Annotated in this window: 16 protein-coding genes; 8 read left to right on the top strand and 8 right to left on the bottom strand. The window is 37.6% G+C overall.

Annotation, left to right across the window (positions count from 1 at the left end; genetic code table 11):
* Positions 1 to 16 precede the first annotated feature (16 nt).
* From CAT7_RS03815 to CAT7_RS03795, 5 genes are all read left to right on the top strand, one after another.
* On the top strand, positions 17 to 400 hold the full coding sequence (locus CAT7_RS03815) for a YbaN family protein (RefSeq protein ID WP_007722141.1): 384 nt from the start codon (positions 17 to 19) through the stop codon (positions 398 to 400).
* Between the two features lie 37 nt (positions 401 to 437).
* Positions 438 to 1,940 (top strand): oxidoreductase, encoded by a 1,503-nt coding sequence (locus tag CAT7_RS03810; RefSeq protein WP_007722139.1) that lies wholly within the window; start codon positions 438 to 440, stop codon positions 1,938 to 1,940.
* Positions 1,941 to 2,183: 243 nt separating this feature from the next.
* On the top strand, positions 2,184 to 2,735 hold the full coding sequence (locus tag CAT7_RS03805; RefSeq protein WP_007722137.1) for a YtxH domain-containing protein: 552 nt from the start codon (positions 2,184 to 2,186) through the stop codon (positions 2,733 to 2,735).
* 218 nt (positions 2,736 to 2,953) lie between these two features.
* On the top strand, positions 2,954 to 3,163 hold the full coding sequence (locus tag CAT7_RS03800; protein WP_007722135.1) for a hypothetical protein: 210 nt from the start codon (positions 2,954 to 2,956) through the stop codon (positions 3,161 to 3,163).
* Positions 3,164 to 3,399: 236 nt separating this feature from the next.
* The gene (locus CAT7_RS03795; protein WP_007722133.1) at positions 3,400 to 4,443 is read left to right on the top strand and encodes an alpha/beta hydrolase; all 1,044 of its coding nucleotides are present in this window, start codon (positions 3,400 to 3,402) and stop codon (positions 4,441 to 4,443) included.
* 159 nt (positions 4,444 to 4,602) lie between these two features.
* On the opposite strand, the gene CAT7_RS03790 is transcribed toward CAT7_RS03795, so the two are convergent.
* Together CAT7_RS03790 and CAT7_RS03785 are read right to left on the bottom strand one after the other, a co-directional pair.
* On the bottom strand, positions 4,603 to 5,172 hold the full coding sequence (locus tag CAT7_RS03790; RefSeq protein ID WP_007722131.1) for a YdeI/OmpD-associated family protein: 570 nt from the start codon (positions 5,170 to 5,172) through the stop codon (positions 4,603 to 4,605).
* 65 nt (positions 5,173 to 5,237) lie between these two features.
* Positions 5,238 to 6,113, bottom strand: coding sequence for a LysR family transcriptional regulator (locus CAT7_RS03785; protein ID WP_007722130.1), 876 nt, complete (start codon positions 6,111 to 6,113; stop codon positions 5,238 to 5,240).
* Positions 6,114 to 6,237: 124 nt separating this feature from the next.
* Here CAT7_RS03785 and CAT7_RS03780 point away from each other — a divergent pair, with 124 nt between their 5' ends.
* The 3 genes from CAT7_RS03780 to CAT7_RS03770 are packed head-to-tail and all read left to right on the top strand — an operon-like array spanning position 6,238 to position 8,425.
* Entirely contained in the window at positions 6,238 to 6,801 is a 564-nt protein-coding gene (locus tag CAT7_RS03780; RefSeq protein ID WP_007722128.1) for a DapH/DapD/GlmU-related protein, read from the top strand.
* A gap of 42 nt (positions 6,802 to 6,843) precedes the next feature.
* Entirely contained in the window at positions 6,844 to 7,716 is an 873-nt protein-coding gene (locus CAT7_RS03775; RefSeq protein WP_007722126.1) for an aldo/keto reductase, read from the top strand.
* Between the two features lie 55 nt (positions 7,717 to 7,771).
* On the top strand, positions 7,772 to 8,425 hold the full coding sequence (locus CAT7_RS03770; protein ID WP_007722124.1) for an SDR family oxidoreductase: 654 nt from the start codon (positions 7,772 to 7,774) through the stop codon (positions 8,423 to 8,425).
* A gap of 112 nt (positions 8,426 to 8,537) precedes the next feature.
* Here CAT7_RS03770 and CAT7_RS03765 read toward each other — a convergent pair whose 3' ends face one another.
* From CAT7_RS03765 to CAT7_RS03740, 6 genes are read right to left on the bottom strand one after another with little or no spacing between them, the layout of a single operon-like run.
* The gene (locus CAT7_RS03765) at positions 8,538 to 9,620 is read right to left on the bottom strand and encodes a hypothetical protein (RefSeq protein WP_007722123.1); all 1,083 of its coding nucleotides are present in this window, start codon (positions 9,618 to 9,620) and stop codon (positions 8,538 to 8,540) included.
* On the bottom strand, positions 9,610 to 12,111 hold the full coding sequence (locus CAT7_RS03760) for a phosphoenolpyruvate synthase (RefSeq protein WP_007722122.1): 2,502 nt from the start codon (positions 12,109 to 12,111) through the stop codon (positions 9,610 to 9,612). The genes CAT7_RS03765 and CAT7_RS03760 overlap by 11 nt, the downstream gene beginning before the upstream one ends.
* A complete protein-coding gene (locus tag CAT7_RS03755; RefSeq protein ID WP_007722121.1) occupies positions 12,108 to 13,013 on the bottom strand; it encodes a prenyltransferase in 906 nt (301 codons plus the stop codon). Before CAT7_RS03755 ends, CAT7_RS03760 begins: the two co-directional genes overlap by 4 nt.
* Positions 13,007 to 13,873, bottom strand: a complete 867-nt coding sequence (locus CAT7_RS03750; protein WP_007722120.1) for a phosphatidylserine decarboxylase — start codon at positions 13,871 to 13,873, stop codon at positions 13,007 to 13,009. The genes CAT7_RS03755 and CAT7_RS03750 overlap by 7 nt, the downstream gene beginning before the upstream one ends.
* Position 13,874: 1 nt before the next feature.
* Entirely contained in the window at positions 13,875 to 14,483 is a 609-nt protein-coding gene (locus CAT7_RS03745; protein ID WP_007722118.1) for a CDP-alcohol phosphatidyltransferase family protein, read from the bottom strand.
* 2 nt (positions 14,484 to 14,485) lie between these two features.
* Complete coding sequence (locus CAT7_RS03740) at positions 14,486 to 16,993, bottom strand: PEP/pyruvate-binding domain-containing protein (RefSeq protein WP_035019366.1); 2,508 nt, start codon at positions 16,991 to 16,993, stop codon at positions 14,486 to 14,488.
* Positions 16,994 to 17,031: the final 38 nt, after the last annotated feature.

Genomic DNA, 17,031 nt, shown 5'->3' with positions numbered 1-17,031 from the left:
AAAAGGAATGAGGCAGATGAAGCGCTATTTTTTAATCAGTGTTGGGGTTCTATCTTTCCTTTTAGGGTCAGCGGGTGCACTTTTACCGTTGCTGCCAACGACACCTTTTTTATTGTTAGCGGGTTATTGTTTTGCACGCAGTTCAACCAAATTTGACGTTTGGCTAAAGCGGACTAAGTTATATCAGATCTATGCATCCGATTACGTTGAAACAAAATCCATTCCTAAACATAAAAAATGGAAGATATTAATAAGCAGTTATCTTCTGATGGGTATTTCGATTCTACTTGCTCCACTTCAACCTGTTAAAGTAATGCTAATAGTGTTAGCGCTTGCTATAACGATAGTACTAGTATTCGTTGTTCCAAATCGTGAAGATAATCTTGAAACGAAAGAATAAAAAAACTTACATTAAATTGCTGGAGAGGACTACCAATATGCCAAAGAAAATATTCGAGGAAATAGAAATTAAACCGGGAGTAGTATTGAAAAACCGTATCATGATGGCACCAATGACAATTCAAGCAGCTTATTTTGACGGCACGGCTACAAAAGAAATGATCGATTATTATGCGCATCGTTCTGGTGAAGCAGGCGCAATTATTGTAGAGAGTTCATTTGTGGAAGATAAAGGGCGAGGCTTTGCAGGAGCATTAGGCAACAATAAAGATTCTCAAGTAAAGGAATTGCGTAAACTCGCTAATGCGATTAAAGAAAAAGGGTCTAAAGCCATTTTACAAATTTACCATGCTGGACGGATGGCAGCTCCAGAGTTGAATGGTGGAGCTGCACCAATTTCAGCTAGTCCTGTAGCAGCATTGCGACCAGAAGCGGTTACGCCGCGTCAAATGATGCCGGTGGATATTGATAAAATGATTCACAACTTTGCAGATGCTACTAGACGTGCGATTGAAGCTGGATTTGATGGAGTTGAAATTCATGGGGCCAATACATACCTGATTCAACAATTTTACTCTCCTCATTCTAACCGCCGCGAAGATAAATGGGGTGGCAGCCGTGAAGCACGTGCTAAATTTCCGGAAGCTGTGATGAAAGCTGTACAAGAAGAAGCTATGAAGCAACAAGCTGCAAACTTTATTGTCGGGTACCGATTCTCTCCGGAAGAAATTGAAGAGCCAGGAATCCGCTTTGAAGATACGATGTATTTATTGAACCGTTTAGCTAAATTGAAACCAGATTATTTCCATGTTTCGATGGGGAGCTGGAACCGAACATCTATCATAAATAAAGAAGATAGCCAACCGCTGCTCGAAAAATATATCGAACAACAATCAGATGAGCTAGCTCAAATTGCTCTTATTGGAGTAGGTGGAATTGGCCAGCGTAGCGATGCTGAGGCTGTGCTAGATGCAGGATATGATCTAGTTGCGGTTGGAAAGGCCTTTTTAGTTGAACCAAATTGGGTTGAAAAAGTAAAATGGAATGAAGCAATCAAAGATTTTGCAGATATCAACGAACAAAATCAGTTGCAGATTCCTGAGCCTTTATGGGATGTGATGGATTTCATGATTAAAGATGTAAAAGCAGAAGAAGAAAAATATGAACAGTTAAAAGAATTGCAACATGCAAAAATTACTTTCAATCCAGGAACGTATGAAGCTTCTGTTGAAGGGCATGATGGAAATGATATTGGAATGAAAGTAACCTTCTCAGATACCAAAATTTTAGCAATAGAATTGGACGACCAAGAACAGCTAGATGCTATTGGAACTTCCGTTTTCAAACGCTTGCCAGAAGAAATTATTGCTGGGCAGACATTGCAAGTGGATGTTATCTCAGGAGCAACTGTAACGTCAAAAAGCCTTATTGATGGGGTGGCGGATGCAGTGGAAAAAGCAAATGGGAATTCCGAAGCTTTGCGTGTGCGTTCAAAAGAAGTCGTTCAGTGGGAAAGTACAGAAGGGAAACAACTGTTTTAATTTAATTAGTCAAAAAAAGCCAAGGAATGCTGTGCGCAGACCTTGGCTTTTTTCTTTGTAAACGGATAAGATTCTAAAAAAATAAGATTCTTCCCAAATAGTGAAATGGAAATTTTTCTGCTATTTATAATGCCTTTTGTTTTGGACAAAGTCTTTTGTGGTATATGATGGTTATAGAGATAATTACACGATAAGTAGTTGGCAAAGAAAATGAAAACAAAAATTGAAAGGGGTACAAGTAAAATGAAAACGACAAAATTAATTAATATGGGTAAAGATCACGCACAGGACGCATTTGATATGGCTAGGGATTATCTTCCATCAACACATCAGTTAGCTAAAGCAAAGATGAAGATGGATAAGAGGCTGACTAAGGGAGTCGCTAAAGTAATGCCCAAAAAAGCAAAACGAATGGGACTAGCAAAATTAATTATTTTACCTCTAGCAGGTGTTTTAGTAGGATTGTTATTTGCACCAAAATCTGGGAAAGAATTGCGTACAGATGTGAAAAGTAAGTTCATTGATGCAAAAGATACAGCTATGGAAAAAGAGAAAGAATGGAAAGAAAAAGGCGTAGAAAAAGCGCAAGATTTGAAAGAAAACTACATGGACAAAACGACTACAGAACATGAGGATGGTCATTCCGATGAAGCAGAATCAGCACATGGAAATGTTCATGGTACGCCAGCAGAACCAACTGAAGATGAAACTATTCCAGCTGATAAATTGTCTGAAACATTAGATGATTTAGGATATAATTCTGAAGAAGAATTAGTAGAAGAAGAAAATAAATAACTGAAACGAGCTAAACAGCTCTTTCATCAATTAGATGATGAAAGGGCTGTTTTTTTGAAAAACGATATGAAAGAGTAATACTTTATAAAGAATGTCTGAAATGATAAAATGTACCTAATAATCATGTTATAATAAGGGGCTTAAAGCAGTGACGACTTTAGTTAGAACGGATGCTAAGAAAACCTCCGTCTATCGATAAAATATGGAGGTGTAAGAACATGAATAAACAATGGACGATTGCTTCAATTAAAGAATTTGTTGAAAAGAATTCGGATAGCAAGTTGCTAACGACTGAATATCACGGTTTTTCTCAAAAACTAGAATTTGAATGCGCCTGTGGCAACAAGTTTGAAAAATCATTTACAAAATTTAAAAATAAAAATCAGCGTAAGTGTGAAGTTTGCCAACCGCTAAAGGAGTCATTCTAAACAATAACGAAAAAAAGCATACCCACTTTTCTTAAAGAAAAGTGGGTATGCTTTTTTTTCAAATATTCTTGGACGGTACTCTAATAACTTTTAATTTGATTATTTTGTTTATAAATAACATAATGATTTACTGCTAAATTTAATCATAAGAAACAGTTTTTATAATGTGAGGAATATAGATTCTATGATAAGCTATATTAAGAAATATTCAAAATAATGAGGAGGTTAAATTAAAAATGAAATTAATCAAAGTGATAGTAAGAATTTTGACAGATTTTACGTTAGATGTGATTATGACACTTCAACTATCGCCTAGACTAGGAGCTAAATTGATAAATAAATTATTTGATCATCCTGAAACAATCACGGAACCAGCTACATATAAATTGGCGAAAGAGAAAGTGACCGTTGAATTGGACCTTACTTATGAATCTGCTTTAAAAAATAATACATATGACTTTTATTTCCCCAATAAAATTGAAGCCCTTGTACCCGTTTTATTTTGGGTTCATGGTGGTGGATATGTAGGTGGGGATAAGCTTGATGTCCGAGAATTTGCTACACGTTTAGTCGCAGATACTGGTATTGCTATAGTTTCAATAAATTATGGATTAGCACCAGATTCACAATATCCTAGTCAATTACTTCAATTGAATGAAATGGTACGCCATATACAAAACAATACGAAAGCTTATAAAATGTTAGACATGACTCAAGTGTTTTTGGGCGGAGATAGTGCTGGTGCACAGATTGCATTACAATATGCAGCTCTTCAAACAAATAACGACTATGCTCGGCAAATGAATTTTGAACAAGTTATTCCTAAAGAGAACTTGAAAGGGGCTTTATCTTATTGTGGTCCAGTGGATTTAAAGCAGCAAATAAACCAACCGTCTGACAATCGCTTTATGAATTTTTTTATTCGGACAGTAGCATGGTCATTGATTGGGACAAAAAATTGGCATAATAGTAAAGAATTACAGGAAGCCAGTATAGCCAACCATATTACAAAAGACTTTCCACCTACGTATGTTACTGATGGCAATACTTTTACCTTCCCAGAACAAGGGATTACTTTAGTAGAACGATTAATAGAACTAAAAGTTCCAGTTCAAAGTCTGTTCCATACTGAAAATGCTAAACAAATACCTCATGAATACCAATTTGATTTTTCGACAGAAGAAGCCAAGCAATCTTATCAAAAGACCGTTGAGTTTATAGTTACTCACGCACTATTATCTATTTCATTTGAGGGTTGTGATTACTCGACATTAAAGTAAATGTTTTAGTTTCTTCGGGCAGGAAAGCAGAAGTTTTTAAGGTGATCCTTGTAACAATGTGTAAGTTTGTTGACATCCGATACAGCATAACAATTGGCTTATTCAATCAAATCACCACGACTTAATTAGGTAGAAAAAGCCAATCATCTTTTCCATGTCTCAATAATTGAGCAAGCGGCCGTTGTCATTCCACTGGCCATACACTTTATTTGCTCTGGTATTTTCAATAAATTTAGTTAATCGTCTATTAAAAAGCTCTTGGTCATTTTTATAGCTTTGTATATTGTCTATTCTGATTCTTCTATAGAGTTCAGGGAAGCTAAGGAAATTCTGATAAACTTGGTTATCCTCTTTTAAACGAGTTTCGATCTCATGATCAATTATGAATGATTCAGGACGCATATCTGGAAGAACTTTCAAGCCTGCTTCTGTCATTAAACCCAATTTCTTTAATCTTCTGATCCGTTCTTTATTTAACTCCGTCCAATTGCTTCTTTTTCTTCTTGGAGAAAGTCTTTGAGCTGATTCAGTCTCAGAGATTTTTTTCTTGATACCATCAATCCAACCAAAACATAAAGCTTCCTCCACGATGTCTAGATACTGAACAGCTTCTGAAGTTTCAGTCTTATTGATGACGACCCAACAAAAGTTTTCTGTAGATGAGTGTATCTCAAGCCAATTCCTTAAGTCTTGTCTTTCCGTAATAGTAAGCGTATTTTTGATTTCCATTTTTGAGTAGGTCCTTTCTAATTAGGAATGGGTAATAGATTGACTTACACAGTATTGGAAAGCTGCTACGAATGGATGGAAGTTTGAATCGTTTTTAAGAATACAGTTGCTGCTTTTGAATGAATGCCATTCTTTTTCCATATCATATTTAAGTTAGCCTCTAAATTGGGTCTTAAAGGAACAAATGTTAGATTCGTTCCTTGCGTATTTATGATTCCATCAATACATAATGCACAACCTATGCCTTCGTTTACCATAATAGAAGCATTGTACAAAAGATTATAGGTACCGATGATTTGTTGACTCTCAAGATTTCTTCCCATCCAGTCACCAACTTGATTCTCGACTAAGGATTGGCTTGAAACAAAGAGTGATAAAAACTGTAAATCATCAGGTGAGATGGCTTCCTTTTTTGCATAGGGGTGATCATTGTGGAATAAAATACCCCAATGATCGGTTCTCGGCAGTCTTAAGTAATCGTATTTTTTCTTTTCTACTGGATCGATGACAATCCCGAAATCTAAGATGCCCTTGTCCAGTTTCTCAGAAACATCATCCGCATTGCCACTATATAAATGGATAGTTACGTCAGGATACTTTTCATTATAATTGCGGACACTCTCAGCTATAAATTGCATCGCTTTGGTTTCGCCACCGCCAATGACGATTTCTCCACTGACTGTTTCGTTACTCGTTAGGTTGGACATTGTTGTGTCGACTAAAGAAAGGATCTCTTTACCACGGTTTACCAAATAGTGTCCATCTTCAGTTAAGGTGATTTCTCTATTGCCGCGAGTAAACAATTGAACGCCTAACTCTTCTTCTAGTTCTTTTAGTTGTTTAGATAAGGTAGGTTGAGACAGATGTAGAGATTCTGCTGCTTTACTGATTGTTTTTTCTTGAGCCACAGTCAAAAAATAATTCAATACACGAAAATCCAATAGGTATCCCTCCTTGGTATAGGTGAAAAGCATAGATGAGTATGTTGTATAAGTATTAGTCAGATTCAGTTTATCCTAGTATGATGGGTTTAACAAGAAATAAAGGAATAGGTGGTGAAGAGCTATGAAAGACTTATTAAATCGAATTATTAGGAAAGAGATAGTGAAAGAATCTTCTTATTTTGAAGAAATACATGAGCAGAAGGCCGAAAATGAAAGATTAGTGATGGAATTGAATACCGGTTACCATCCCCCCACAGAGGTGCGCACGTCCCTTGAAAAAATTACGGGTCAATCGATTGATTCTTCGATTACGGTTTCGTTGCCTTTTTACACAGACTTTGGAAAACACATTTCATTTGGGAAAGATATTTTTATCAATCAAAATGTTACATTTGTTGATTTAGGTGGTATTTATCTTGAAAATAACGTCTTGATCGGACCTGGCGCGCGTTTGCTTACAGTGAATCATTTGGTGGATCCTGCAAAAAGAAGAGGGATATTCGTAGATTCAATTCGAATTAAAGAAAATGCTTGGATTGGAGCAAATGCAACCGTTCTGGCTGGCGTAACGATTGGTAAAAATGCTATTGTTGCAGCAGATGCTACAGTCACTAAAGATGTACCAGACAATGTGATTGTTGCGGGTACACCTGCGAAAATCACTAAAGAAATCGACTTTCATTAATTTGCTGAAAAATAAAAAAGAGCTAGAAAGAAGGAATTGGAAATGGTAGTAAACGAAACGTATACATTAATAAATGGAGTTAAAATCCCTAAATTAGGTTTAGGAACTTGGATGATAGATAATGAAGCAGTTGTTCAAGTTGTAAAAGATGCGCTTGATTCAGGTTACCGTCATATTGATACAGCTGAAGCTTATCTTAACGAAGAAGGCGTAGGTCGTGGTCTTAAAGAGTCAGGTGTGAACCGTGAAGATATTTTTGTCACTACGAAACTCGAAGGTGACATCAAAAATTATGAGGAAGCGGTCAAAGCAATCGAGAAATCACTCGAACGTTTAAATGTGGATTATATCGACTTAATGATTATTCATAGTCCGCAGCCTTGGGCAAATTTCCGTGATGGCAATCATTACTTCGAAGGGAATTTAGAAGCATGGCGTGCCTTAGAAGAAGCTTATGAAGCAGGCAAATTACGTGCAATCGGTGTGTCTAATTTCGAGCAAGTAGACTTGGAAAACTTAATCACTAACGGAAAAGTCAAACCAATGGTCAACCAAGTTCTTGCACACATTACAAATGTCCCAACCGACGTCATTGAGTATTGTCAAAGTCAAGACATCATTGTCGAAGCATACTCACCAATTGCTCACGGAGCTATTCTTGATCATCCAGTTGTTACAGAGATGGCTGAAAAGTATCAGGCTTCACCTGCTCAATTAAGTATTCGCTATGTCTTGCAATTAGGCACAGTTGCTTTACCTAAAACGACGAATAAGAATCATATGAAATCAAATGCCGATATTGACTTTACAATCTCTGAAGAGGATATGACTACGTTAAATGAGTTGCCGCTTATCGAAACTTATGGTGACGATCAGGTTATGCCTGTGTTTAGTTCGCAATACAACAAAAAGTAAGTAATGTGCGTTATACTGAAGGTCATTCGATACATTTATTGAGAGGAGTTTTTTAATGAAAGTGTTAGTTGTAGGTGCCAATGGGAAAGTAGCTCGTCATTTTGCTGATTTTGCTAAAGAGGATTCTGCTATTGAAGAAGTAGCAATGATTCGTAAGGCTGAACAAGTGAGTTTCTTCGAAGAACGAGGGATTGAAACAGTTCTTTTAGATCTTGTTAAAAATTCAGTAGATGAATTAGCAGAAGCTATGAAAAATGTCGATGCAGTTATCTTCAGTGCTGGAGCTGGTGGAAGTGGCTTGGACAAAACTATTTTGATCGACTTAGATGGAGCCGTTAAAGCAATGACTGCTGCTGAACAAGCAGGTGTTAAGCGTTTTGTTATGGTCAGTACCTTCCGTACAGGGCGTGAAGCAATGTCTCAAGAACAGGATTTACAAATTTACACCATCGCTAAAAATTATGCGGATGAATGGTTAAAAAATCGTACAGATTTAGATTGGACGATTGTGCATCCTGGTATATTAGTTGATGAACCGGGTACCAATCAAATAAAAGTTGGTATGGGTCAAGACATTAATGAGATTCCGCGTCAAGATGTAGCTCAAACGTTGATTTCTGTGCTTCATAATGACAACACGATTAAACAAGAATTTGAAGTTCTAGCTGGTGATACAGCTGTTGAAGAAGCTATCCGTAATTTAAACTAAATAAACAAAAGACCCCAAAAAGATATAAACTTTTGGGGTCTTTTTATGCAGTAAAACACATCAGATGATTGGTAAAATCGTTTGATTCTTCTAAATTTCCGCCCGGATTTAGTTAGTCCAATTCCAGCATCCATAAGCTGTAAGCATGAGAATCTTCCTGCATCTCTGTCACATATCGGTTTGTTACCGTATTTTCATGGATCAATGCAGCAACTACTTCTGCTTTGCGTTGTTTTACCTGTTTGAAAACCGGATAGGACATCGCCAATCCCAAACCCAGATGCTTAGAGTCTACACCTAAATACAGAATGATATAACGTTTAGCACGCCATTTTTTATAAATAATTTTCGCTAGATTTAGCAGATTCATTTTTTGATAAATCAAATTGCCATAATCCGGCAAAGTAATTAAAAAGCCAACAAGCTGATGATCTTTGTAGGCCAACTTCACCATAGAAAAATCGATTACTTGTTTTAAATCGGCAAAAATTTGACTAAACTGTTCAGCTGTAACCTCTTGATACAATGGAAAGTCTTTGTAGAGTACTCTTAAAAGTTCAAAGACTTCAAGCGAAACGGTTGGCCAATCTTCTGGTTTAGGAGAAACAAAACTATAACCTTTTTCCACAAATGATTGGTAACGTTTGGCTAATTTTTTTGATTCATATTGAGGTGGAATTGAACGATAAAAATTCGATGTGTAGTGTTCAATCTCTTTGAAACCGGCTGCTTGCCACAATTTCGGATAATACCAGGGATTATGTGGTTCACTTGTAAAAGGCGTTCGTTCGAATCCGTTAACTTTCATTCGATAGCCTAGCCAGAAACTTCCTTGAACAGGACCAACGATGTGCTGGCCATTTTCGTTTCGTACTTTGTCACTCAATGTTTGGATAAACTGAATCATGATAGTCACATCATCTAGCGCTTCAAAATACCCCAAGTAGTAGTCATCTATGTGGTGCGGCTTAATCAAAGCTCCACGAATCACCACTTTGCCATCTTGGTAACCGTTAAATGCTTGGAACGTATAAGTTGGACTCAATGGATATTGTCCGCTGATTTGTGCTTGTTCCTCTGAGACCGATTGCATTCGATCCTCTTTATTATAAATGTGTTGTGGGAACTGCAGGAAATCGGCTTCTGATTTTTCACCAGAAACTACTGAGATGATTTCTAAAGAATTATGAGCCATTATTGTCAGCCTCCAAACGTTTGATCAAGCCTGTTTGGCCATTTAGTTCAACCCATTCGCCCGTTTTCAGCTGTTGCGTGGCTTGTTTGACGTTGACGACAGAAGGAATACCTAATTCGCGGGAAATAATAGCTGTATGAGATAGAAGTGAACCTTTTTCTGCGATGATACCTTTTGCTTGAGTCAATAAATATACCCATCCCGGATCCGTCATTTTTGTGACGATAATTTTATCATGGGATTGCTGAAAGTTAACGGCTTGAACATCTTCGACAACTAAAACTTGGCCTCGAACCACACCTTTTGAACAACCAATGCCTTGGAAGTCTTGTTGATTGGTTGGAGCAATCTGTTGCTGATTGATTGTTTGCGGATGCTTTTCAAAAATACTTCCAGCATAAATCAACCGGCTGAATGCAGGCAATTGCTGATCTACGGTACGTTTATGTTTTCGCTTGGTTAGCTCTATTTGCTTATCTGAAAGGTCTTTATGGCTAGCCAGCTCAAACAATTCCGTCATCGTTAAATAAAATATATCCTCTGATTGATTAAGGTGTTTTTCTTCTACCAAACGTTCTCCCATGGTGATAAAAATGAGGCGCATCATTCCATAAATGCGCGTGCGATTCAGTCGAGAACTTTCTCTGTATTTGATTCCGGTCATAGCTCGTTTCTTCAGACCGTTTACCAAGGAATTCCTTGATTTGTTTGCTGACGTTGCTTTAGATTCGGTACGTATAGCTGTTTGCGGCAATTCCAATTGCTGTTGGAACAGTTGAATTAGTGAAGAAGGATGACTGCGAAAGGTTGCTGTTTCTAATTCTAATTCTTCTGGAGCTCGGTCGCCAAATTGTTGAATGAAACGTCGGATATCTTGTGTGATTGGATGCAAATCTGTCTCAATAAAATCAGCGACAAGTTCCGAAGAAATGCTTTTAATTATTTTTCGATAGTCACTATTTTGCTCTTCTTGAATGGCATGAATAATTTTGTTCAGTGCATACACGGGCTTCATACTTTCAATTTGTTCGATTCCAGCTATTTCTGCTTGGACTTCTTCAGGTGAGCAGACCTTTTTTAATAATCCAGTATAAACAAATGCATAGAGATCATTAATCAAAGTGATATCCCATTGTTCTAATACTTCTTGTTTGATTTGCTCAAATAAGTGATAGAGTTCTTCAAATGATGCTTCACGCGTGTACGTTTGATTAAATTTGGCATAGATTTTTTCAAAATCTGAATCGAGTTGTTTCATTGACTGAGGAGCTTGTATGAAACTTTTGATAATGCGCCCCATGATTTTTAAACGCGTTAAGCGGTTAATTTTGACTTTCGGTGCAGAGATTTCGGTTACTTGAACACCTAGCATATCTTGCCAAATCGGGATAATCTGTTTAGAAAAGGGTAACAGCTGCAGTAGTTGGTACCAATTATTGATTTGATAATAGATCCGGCTATTGACTTGAGCAATCATATTTTGAAAAGTAGGCTCAAATGATTGAAGTGTCTGTGTATCATTTTTCAGCATGCGTTTGGCCAGACCTCTAAAAATACTCCCGTAGGCTTCTTGAATAAAACTAAAAGTCAAAGGAGTCGTTGTTCCGGGGTAACTCTCCACAATATTGCTATTATCTAAAATGATGACCGGTTCTGCAGGCAATTTTGTAATAGGTCGTGCCTGTAAAACGTACAGTTGGTCATTCAAAAAAGTAAATTCGATATCCATTTTTTGGCCAAAGATTTCCGTTACATTTTTCGCCATGTCTTCTAAATCGGTTTGTTCTTTCGCAGTTAAAATTGGAGAATCCTCAGAGGTTTCGAAATAAGATAATTGATTATCCGGATGGATTGTTACCATGGTTGTAGCGACTTTATCTTCCACAATACCGCTACCAACGCCTTTGCCGACAACAATTAAGTGTTCGTTCAATAACCCTTGAGGATTTGCGGTGAAATAGACCCCGGATAAATTGCCGGCAACCATATCTTGCAGAATGACATGTAATTTAACAGTTTCCAATGAGATGTCATTCTCAAAATAATAACTCAATGCAGATGGCTGATACAATGACAAAAGGGTTTCTTCAATAGCCTTAATTAATTCCTCTGCCTCAACAAACAAACGAGTAGAAAACTGACCAGCAAATGAGGCAGAAGCCTCATCTTCCACATTTGCGGAAGAACGTACGGAGTAGGTATGATTGCCAGATGCGCGTCTGCTAAATTCATGGATAGCTGTAAAATCTTCTTGCAAAAATTTCTCCTTAAATTCCTGTTGCAATTGTTGACTCAATTTGACTAATGTATATTTACCACCATTGAAGGATTCATGCTGTTCTTTCAAAAAGGTATGGATAGCTGATTGATCAAATAGATCAAACGAAAAAACTGAAAAAGGAGGAACAACGAGACCCTGCTTTTTCATGAGATGTAAATGATAAGCTTTGGAACCTACTGAATGACGACTTAAGTGAGTGAGTTTTTTCATCGGCTAAACCCCTGTAACAATAGATGTGCTGCAACCGAAAGAACCATCGTTGTTTCCGTAATATAAGTGTACCTTTCCACACGATTTTTGATGTTGAAACGTGTCGGATCATGAATAAATTGTTGAAATTGAATCGTCATCCAGATGACATTTGCCAATAATACAACGACTCCGATTTTTGAAATACTCCATAAAAGAATAAAATTTGTTAAAATATCAATAATCGTCAGTACTTGAACAAAACGGGTTGCTTTTTGATAGGTGAACAACTTGGAATACGTCACATATTCTGTCTCGTCTTTGGGTGCTCTTATTTTACGGCTGATTTCCCATATCAAGCTTGGGAAATACATTGTGAAAGCCAACAGGACAGTCGGCAACGACAGTAGTGGCAGTTGATATTTGTAGCAAACGAATGTGATGATGTAGAAATTCATGATCATCATGACTGGATTGTGGGTAATCAATGCTAAAGGCAATGATTTTTGAATCTTGACTTTACTGAAAAACCAAAGCGACATCAGTGTGCCATAGGTGAATAAAAAGAGAAACCACCAAATGTTATTCATAAAGATGACATTTAATACAACCGTAATGGTGACCATGACGGCTAAAGCAATTGCTAAGTCACGTTTCTTAACTCTTCCAGAAGGCAATGCCCGGTCTGAAAATAAGCGCTGATCGTGTTCGTAATCTTTAAAATCATCTGCGATTCTGAGTGCCATCAGAAAAGTAAAGATTGTCAAAACACCGATCCATTCTTGTAGACCTATTGAAAAAGCTGATTTTCCTACGTTGAGCAGCAAAATAAAATAAATTTCAAAAAAGTAGAGGATGGCTAATAGGAATCGCGGAATCAGTGGGTACATTTCTTTATAGTAAATTAATAATCTTTTTAGCATATTTTTAGACCAATTCCTTCCCCTATAGTGACTTGTGTTTCTATGTTTAGACTAGAATAATAATCAATGTCTTGATCGACCGTTACGGTGCCTTTTGGATAGGCCACCAGTATGGTTGAACCGCCTAGACTAAACCAGCCTTTTTCTTCTCCCCGCTGATAAAGATCGAACGGTTGATTGTAAATCTTACCGACCAAAAGGGCTCCGACTTCCATCTGCATAATCGTCCCTAGTTTCTTTGTTTCAATGAGACAATATGCTCGTTTATTTTCTTTGAATACTTGAAAGTTTTGTTGAGCGATTTCTCTAATCGTATGCAATTTCCCACGAATTTTCCGTTGATGAATGACCGTGCCTGTTTCACTGGCTAGATAACGATGATAATCATCAACCGCTAATCGATAAATAAATAATGTTCCACCTTCATAATAATCAGCTGAAGACCGGTCTTGGAGAATATCCGCTAAACGATAGTTCTGTCCTTTAATGGTAAAGGTCTGATCATTCTGAATAGGAACAGTTAATAGTTTCGCTTGCGCAACAGCGCAAACGCGATTAGACGGACTTACGTGAATGTTAGCCGCTTTTAATTTGCGGGTAAAGAAAGCTGCAAAAGACTGGTAGTTTTCGGATTCGTAATCGCTTAAGTTGATGCCATATTCTTTGACAAACAACGCAATTTTATTTTTAGAAAGTCGCGTGTGGTCAACAGCTGTCCACACGATTGAAAATAATGGAGAAGTAACCATGTAAAGCAAAACGTTGCCCCACTTTGTTTGATACAATCGTTTTAACCATGCTGCTTGATATTCCTTAGGTTCAATGATTGATTTGTTTTCACGTTGATAGATTTTTGTCATGTTACAATCTCCATAAGCCAATTAATGTTACAAGTGCCAATCCTAGGAAAAAGAGGTACATCACTCGATTGGGTTTAGGAATCTTAACATCCCAGATGAATAGAAAAGCCATCAGAGGAGCAAGCAGCAAAAGAACGTATTGAAAACTCCCACTTTTTAACCATTCACTGACCAAATAACCGACTGGGAAAACAAGTGCACCATAAGTAACTGGAACGCCTCTAAAATAAGTTGCTCTGTCTGACACCTTTTTTTTCGTTTCACGATTAAAGTAAGCCAGTCTTGTAACAGCAGCGATAACATAAATAATAGCTAAAAAAAGATTAACCAAAGGGAATTGCCCTTGTACAATCAATAAAATGGCAGGCAATGCCGCAAAGCTGATCATGTCGCATAAAGTATCAATCTCTATGCCAAATTGTTCTTGGGCTTTTGTTCTATCAAAGGAACGCGCAACCATGCCATCAAATAAATCACAGAGCCCGCTCACAATAAAGCAGCTTATCGCCCAAATCATCTCACCTTGAATGATGAAATGCATCGCTACTAACGACAGGGCTGTCCCAAAATAAGTTAAATAAACGAACTTCCCATATTCTCCAATAAACATCTTTAGCACCCACCTTTATGAATTGTAATGTCGCCCGTTGTTCCATTCATTGTAACTGTCATGCCTGTTCTTAACTTTTCGGTAGCTTGTGTTGCACAAACGATTGTTGGCATGCCAAATTCTCTGGCAACAATTGAGGCATGGCATAAAACGCCGCCCGTTTCGGTTATCAGCCCTTTAATAGAGCCAAAAGCGTGACTCCATCCTGTATCGGTAAAACGAGTCACCAAGATTTCGTCCGCTTGTAACTGATGGATGTCTTTGGGATCTAGCAAGATTCTTACTTTTCCAGAAACAATACCGTCATTTGCACCGATTCCAGTTAAACTGGATTGCTTATTTGCCAAAAGATGTTCCATCTCTGGAGAAACAGTTGTTTCCATTAAATCTCCTGGAGGAACAAAATGGCGATAAGCTTGGCAATAGATCCGATTGTCCTGCACAGCTTTCTGAAGACTTTCTTGAGACAGTTGGTTAGTGATAAAAGAACGGATTGTTTCTTTCTCAAGATAAAAGAGGTCTTCCGTTTTAAGCACATACCCTAGTTTGGAATATCGTTCACCTAACTTCAAAGTAATTTGGCGGATTAAGTGATAAAAACGAGTCGATATATCTTTAAACTCTTCACGCCACCACAATAATTCACGGAGCATTTTGATATCCTTTAGGACTTTAGCACGTTGCCATTTAGAGATATAAGGTTCTATCAGTTTCTCTAGTTGTTCATCTGTCAGCGTTTGTGAGAAAGAACCTTGAGCTACATCGATTTTCTCCGGATGATCTACATAATCTTTTAGCAAATCAACAACGAGCTGTTGGTCTTCGCTATAACTTGGTACCAATAAATTCAATTCACGATTTGAATGATAGCCAAATATTGCTTGAAAAGATTTAATTCGTTGCGCATCTAAACGATGGGGCTGTTTGGTTAGCAACGTATTGATTTCTACTGAACTGTTCGTCATCCATTCCTGCTTAAACTTGTCGTTTGCAATGATGGCCTCAACGATTTCATACAATTCACGCAACGGTTGGACATGTGAGACTTCGCCAAGTCGTGAAATGAGTTGGAAAAAGACAGCTAAGGGCAGTTTTTTCAATAAGGCCGTTTTTTTCATGGAAAGCTGTACCGTGTTGACATAGACTTGCCAGAAATAAGTCTGTTCACTTTGCAAATAAGCATCATTAATGATGCTTTCCCATAAATCTTCAATATCTTGCTGATTTGTTGTGGAAGATAGCGCTTGGATTTTTTTATCGATTGAGTTATATAGTTTTAATAGCTGCGTATGTTGCTGTGCTGCCGTTTGACGCTGTTGCTGAGTCGTTTTAGTGATGCGAGTCGCCACAGTTAGTAAATGGCTAATCGTCTTAACTGTCAGTTTGCTTTTATAGCCATCTCCTTGATAATTTTTATACACGCCAAGCTCGTCATCAAATTCGCGTTCAATATAGCCAGGTATTCGTGACATGGCTTCTTTGACAATACCAATATTCCAATAAGGTCTTGCAAAACGATTGATGGATAGTTGCTTGATGTTCATTGAATCGTATAACTTATTTTGAATCAGAAATTTTTCTAACGTGGTCTGCCATGATTCACGGTATAAACTCCACATCAATCCTGGACAAGGCTGAGCAGCGACACCGCCATCACGAAAATTCGTAGTGGTCCAATTGCCTTTATTGATTTTTCGACGGATGGTTGTGATCGGGCGAGCTTGCAAGAAAAATAAGGAATCTTTGCTGAAGCAAAATTCTACATCGACAGGATAACCATAAAAGGTTGCAATCAAAAGCAATTGCTCTTGAAGCAACGTCAACTGATGAGCAGTTAAAATTTGTGAGTGGGTAGTTGATTCAAGCGTTGAAAACCAGTCAATCGTCAATTGTTCAGGGGTAACTAATCCACTAACGAGCTGTTCTCCCGCGCCTTCTACCACTTCGAGTGTTAATTGGCGATCGTTATTTGTCAACGGATTGATGGTGAATGCAACACCACTAGCTACTGCTGAAACTTGTTCTTGAATAATGACAGACATTCTTAAATTTTGGACATCCAATTGATGCGTCTGCCAATAAGTTAAAACAGCTGGCTTAAAAAGAGAGGCGACACACTGTTTTAATGCCGCAATGATTTCGTCAGTTGTCGTACAATTTGCAATTGTGTCATATTGTCCAGCAAAAGAAGTAGACGCTTGATCTTCCATCATGCCACTACTTCGTACGATATACGTTTTATTAGGGAGCATAAAATCGCTTATTTCTGTATGTAATTCCATCGGGAAGTTTAGTTGGTTCAGGCGCTTAAGAATCGTTTCATAGTTTGGCAAGTTAGGGCTAAGGGTCGTGTTTAAGTCTATTAGTTCTGGAATAGCTTGAATCCATAGGGAAGTGAGCGTGTCTTCTGAAATGAAATAGCCTTTAGGTACTTGAAGGCCTAGCTGAGACAAATTGATTAATGCATTTAACTTGCCGCCATAGCGCGGATTGTTTTCTGCCGTTTCTATTAAAGTCCAATAAATTATTTATACACCTCTTTGTACAT

The organism is Carnobacterium sp. AT7 (assembly GCF_000171855.1).
GTDB classification, from domain to species: Bacteria; Bacillota; Bacilli; order Lactobacillales; family Carnobacteriaceae; genus Carnobacterium_B; species Carnobacterium_B jeotgali.
The sequence above is the reverse complement of the archived record's forward strand: the minus strand, read 5'-3'. Positions and strand labels throughout refer to the sequence as shown.

Coding starts and splice junctions, on each gene's coding strand:
- CAT7_RS03815 (WP_007722141.1), top strand. CDS start 17: ATGAAGCGCTATTTTTTAATCAGTGTTGGGGTTCTATCTTTCCTTTTA.
- CAT7_RS03810 (WP_007722139.1), top strand. CDS start 438: ATGCCAAAGAAAATATTCGAGGAAATAGAAATTAAACCGGGAGTAGTA.
- CAT7_RS03805 (WP_007722137.1), top strand. CDS start 2,184: ATGAAAACGACAAAATTAATTAATATGGGTAAAGATCACGCACAGGAC.
- CAT7_RS03800 (WP_007722135.1), top strand. CDS start 2,954: ATGAATAAACAATGGACGATTGCTTCAATTAAAGAATTTGTTGAAAAG.
- CAT7_RS03795 (WP_007722133.1), top strand. CDS start 3,400: ATGAAATTAATCAAAGTGATAGTAAGAATTTTGACAGATTTTACGTTA.
- CAT7_RS03790 (WP_007722131.1), bottom strand. CDS start 5,172: ATGGAAATCAAAAATACGCTTACTATTACGGAAAGACAAGACTTAAGG.
- CAT7_RS03780 (WP_007722128.1), top strand. CDS start 6,238: ATGAAAGACTTATTAAATCGAATTATTAGGAAAGAGATAGTGAAAGAA.
- CAT7_RS03775 (WP_007722126.1), top strand. CDS start 6,844: ATGGTAGTAAACGAAACGTATACATTAATAAATGGAGTTAAAATCCCT.
- CAT7_RS03770 (WP_007722124.1), top strand. CDS start 7,772: ATGAAAGTGTTAGTTGTAGGTGCCAATGGGAAAGTAGCTCGTCATTTT.
- CAT7_RS03765 (WP_007722123.1), bottom strand. CDS start 9,620: ATGGCTCATAATTCTTTAGAAATCATCTCAGTAGTTTCTGGTGAAAAA.
- CAT7_RS03760 (WP_007722122.1), bottom strand. CDS start 12,111: ATGAAAAAACTCACTCACTTAAGTCGTCATTCAGTAGGTTCCAAAGCT.
- CAT7_RS03755 (WP_007722121.1), bottom strand. CDS start 13,013: ATGCTAAAAAGATTATTAATTTACTATAAAGAAATGTACCCACTGATT.
- CAT7_RS03750 (WP_007722120.1), bottom strand. CDS start 13,873: ATGACAAAAATCTATCAACGTGAAAACAAATCAATCATTGAACCTAAG.
- CAT7_RS03745 (WP_007722118.1), bottom strand. CDS start 14,483: ATGTTTATTGGAGAATATGGGAAGTTCGTTTATTTAACTTATTTTGGG.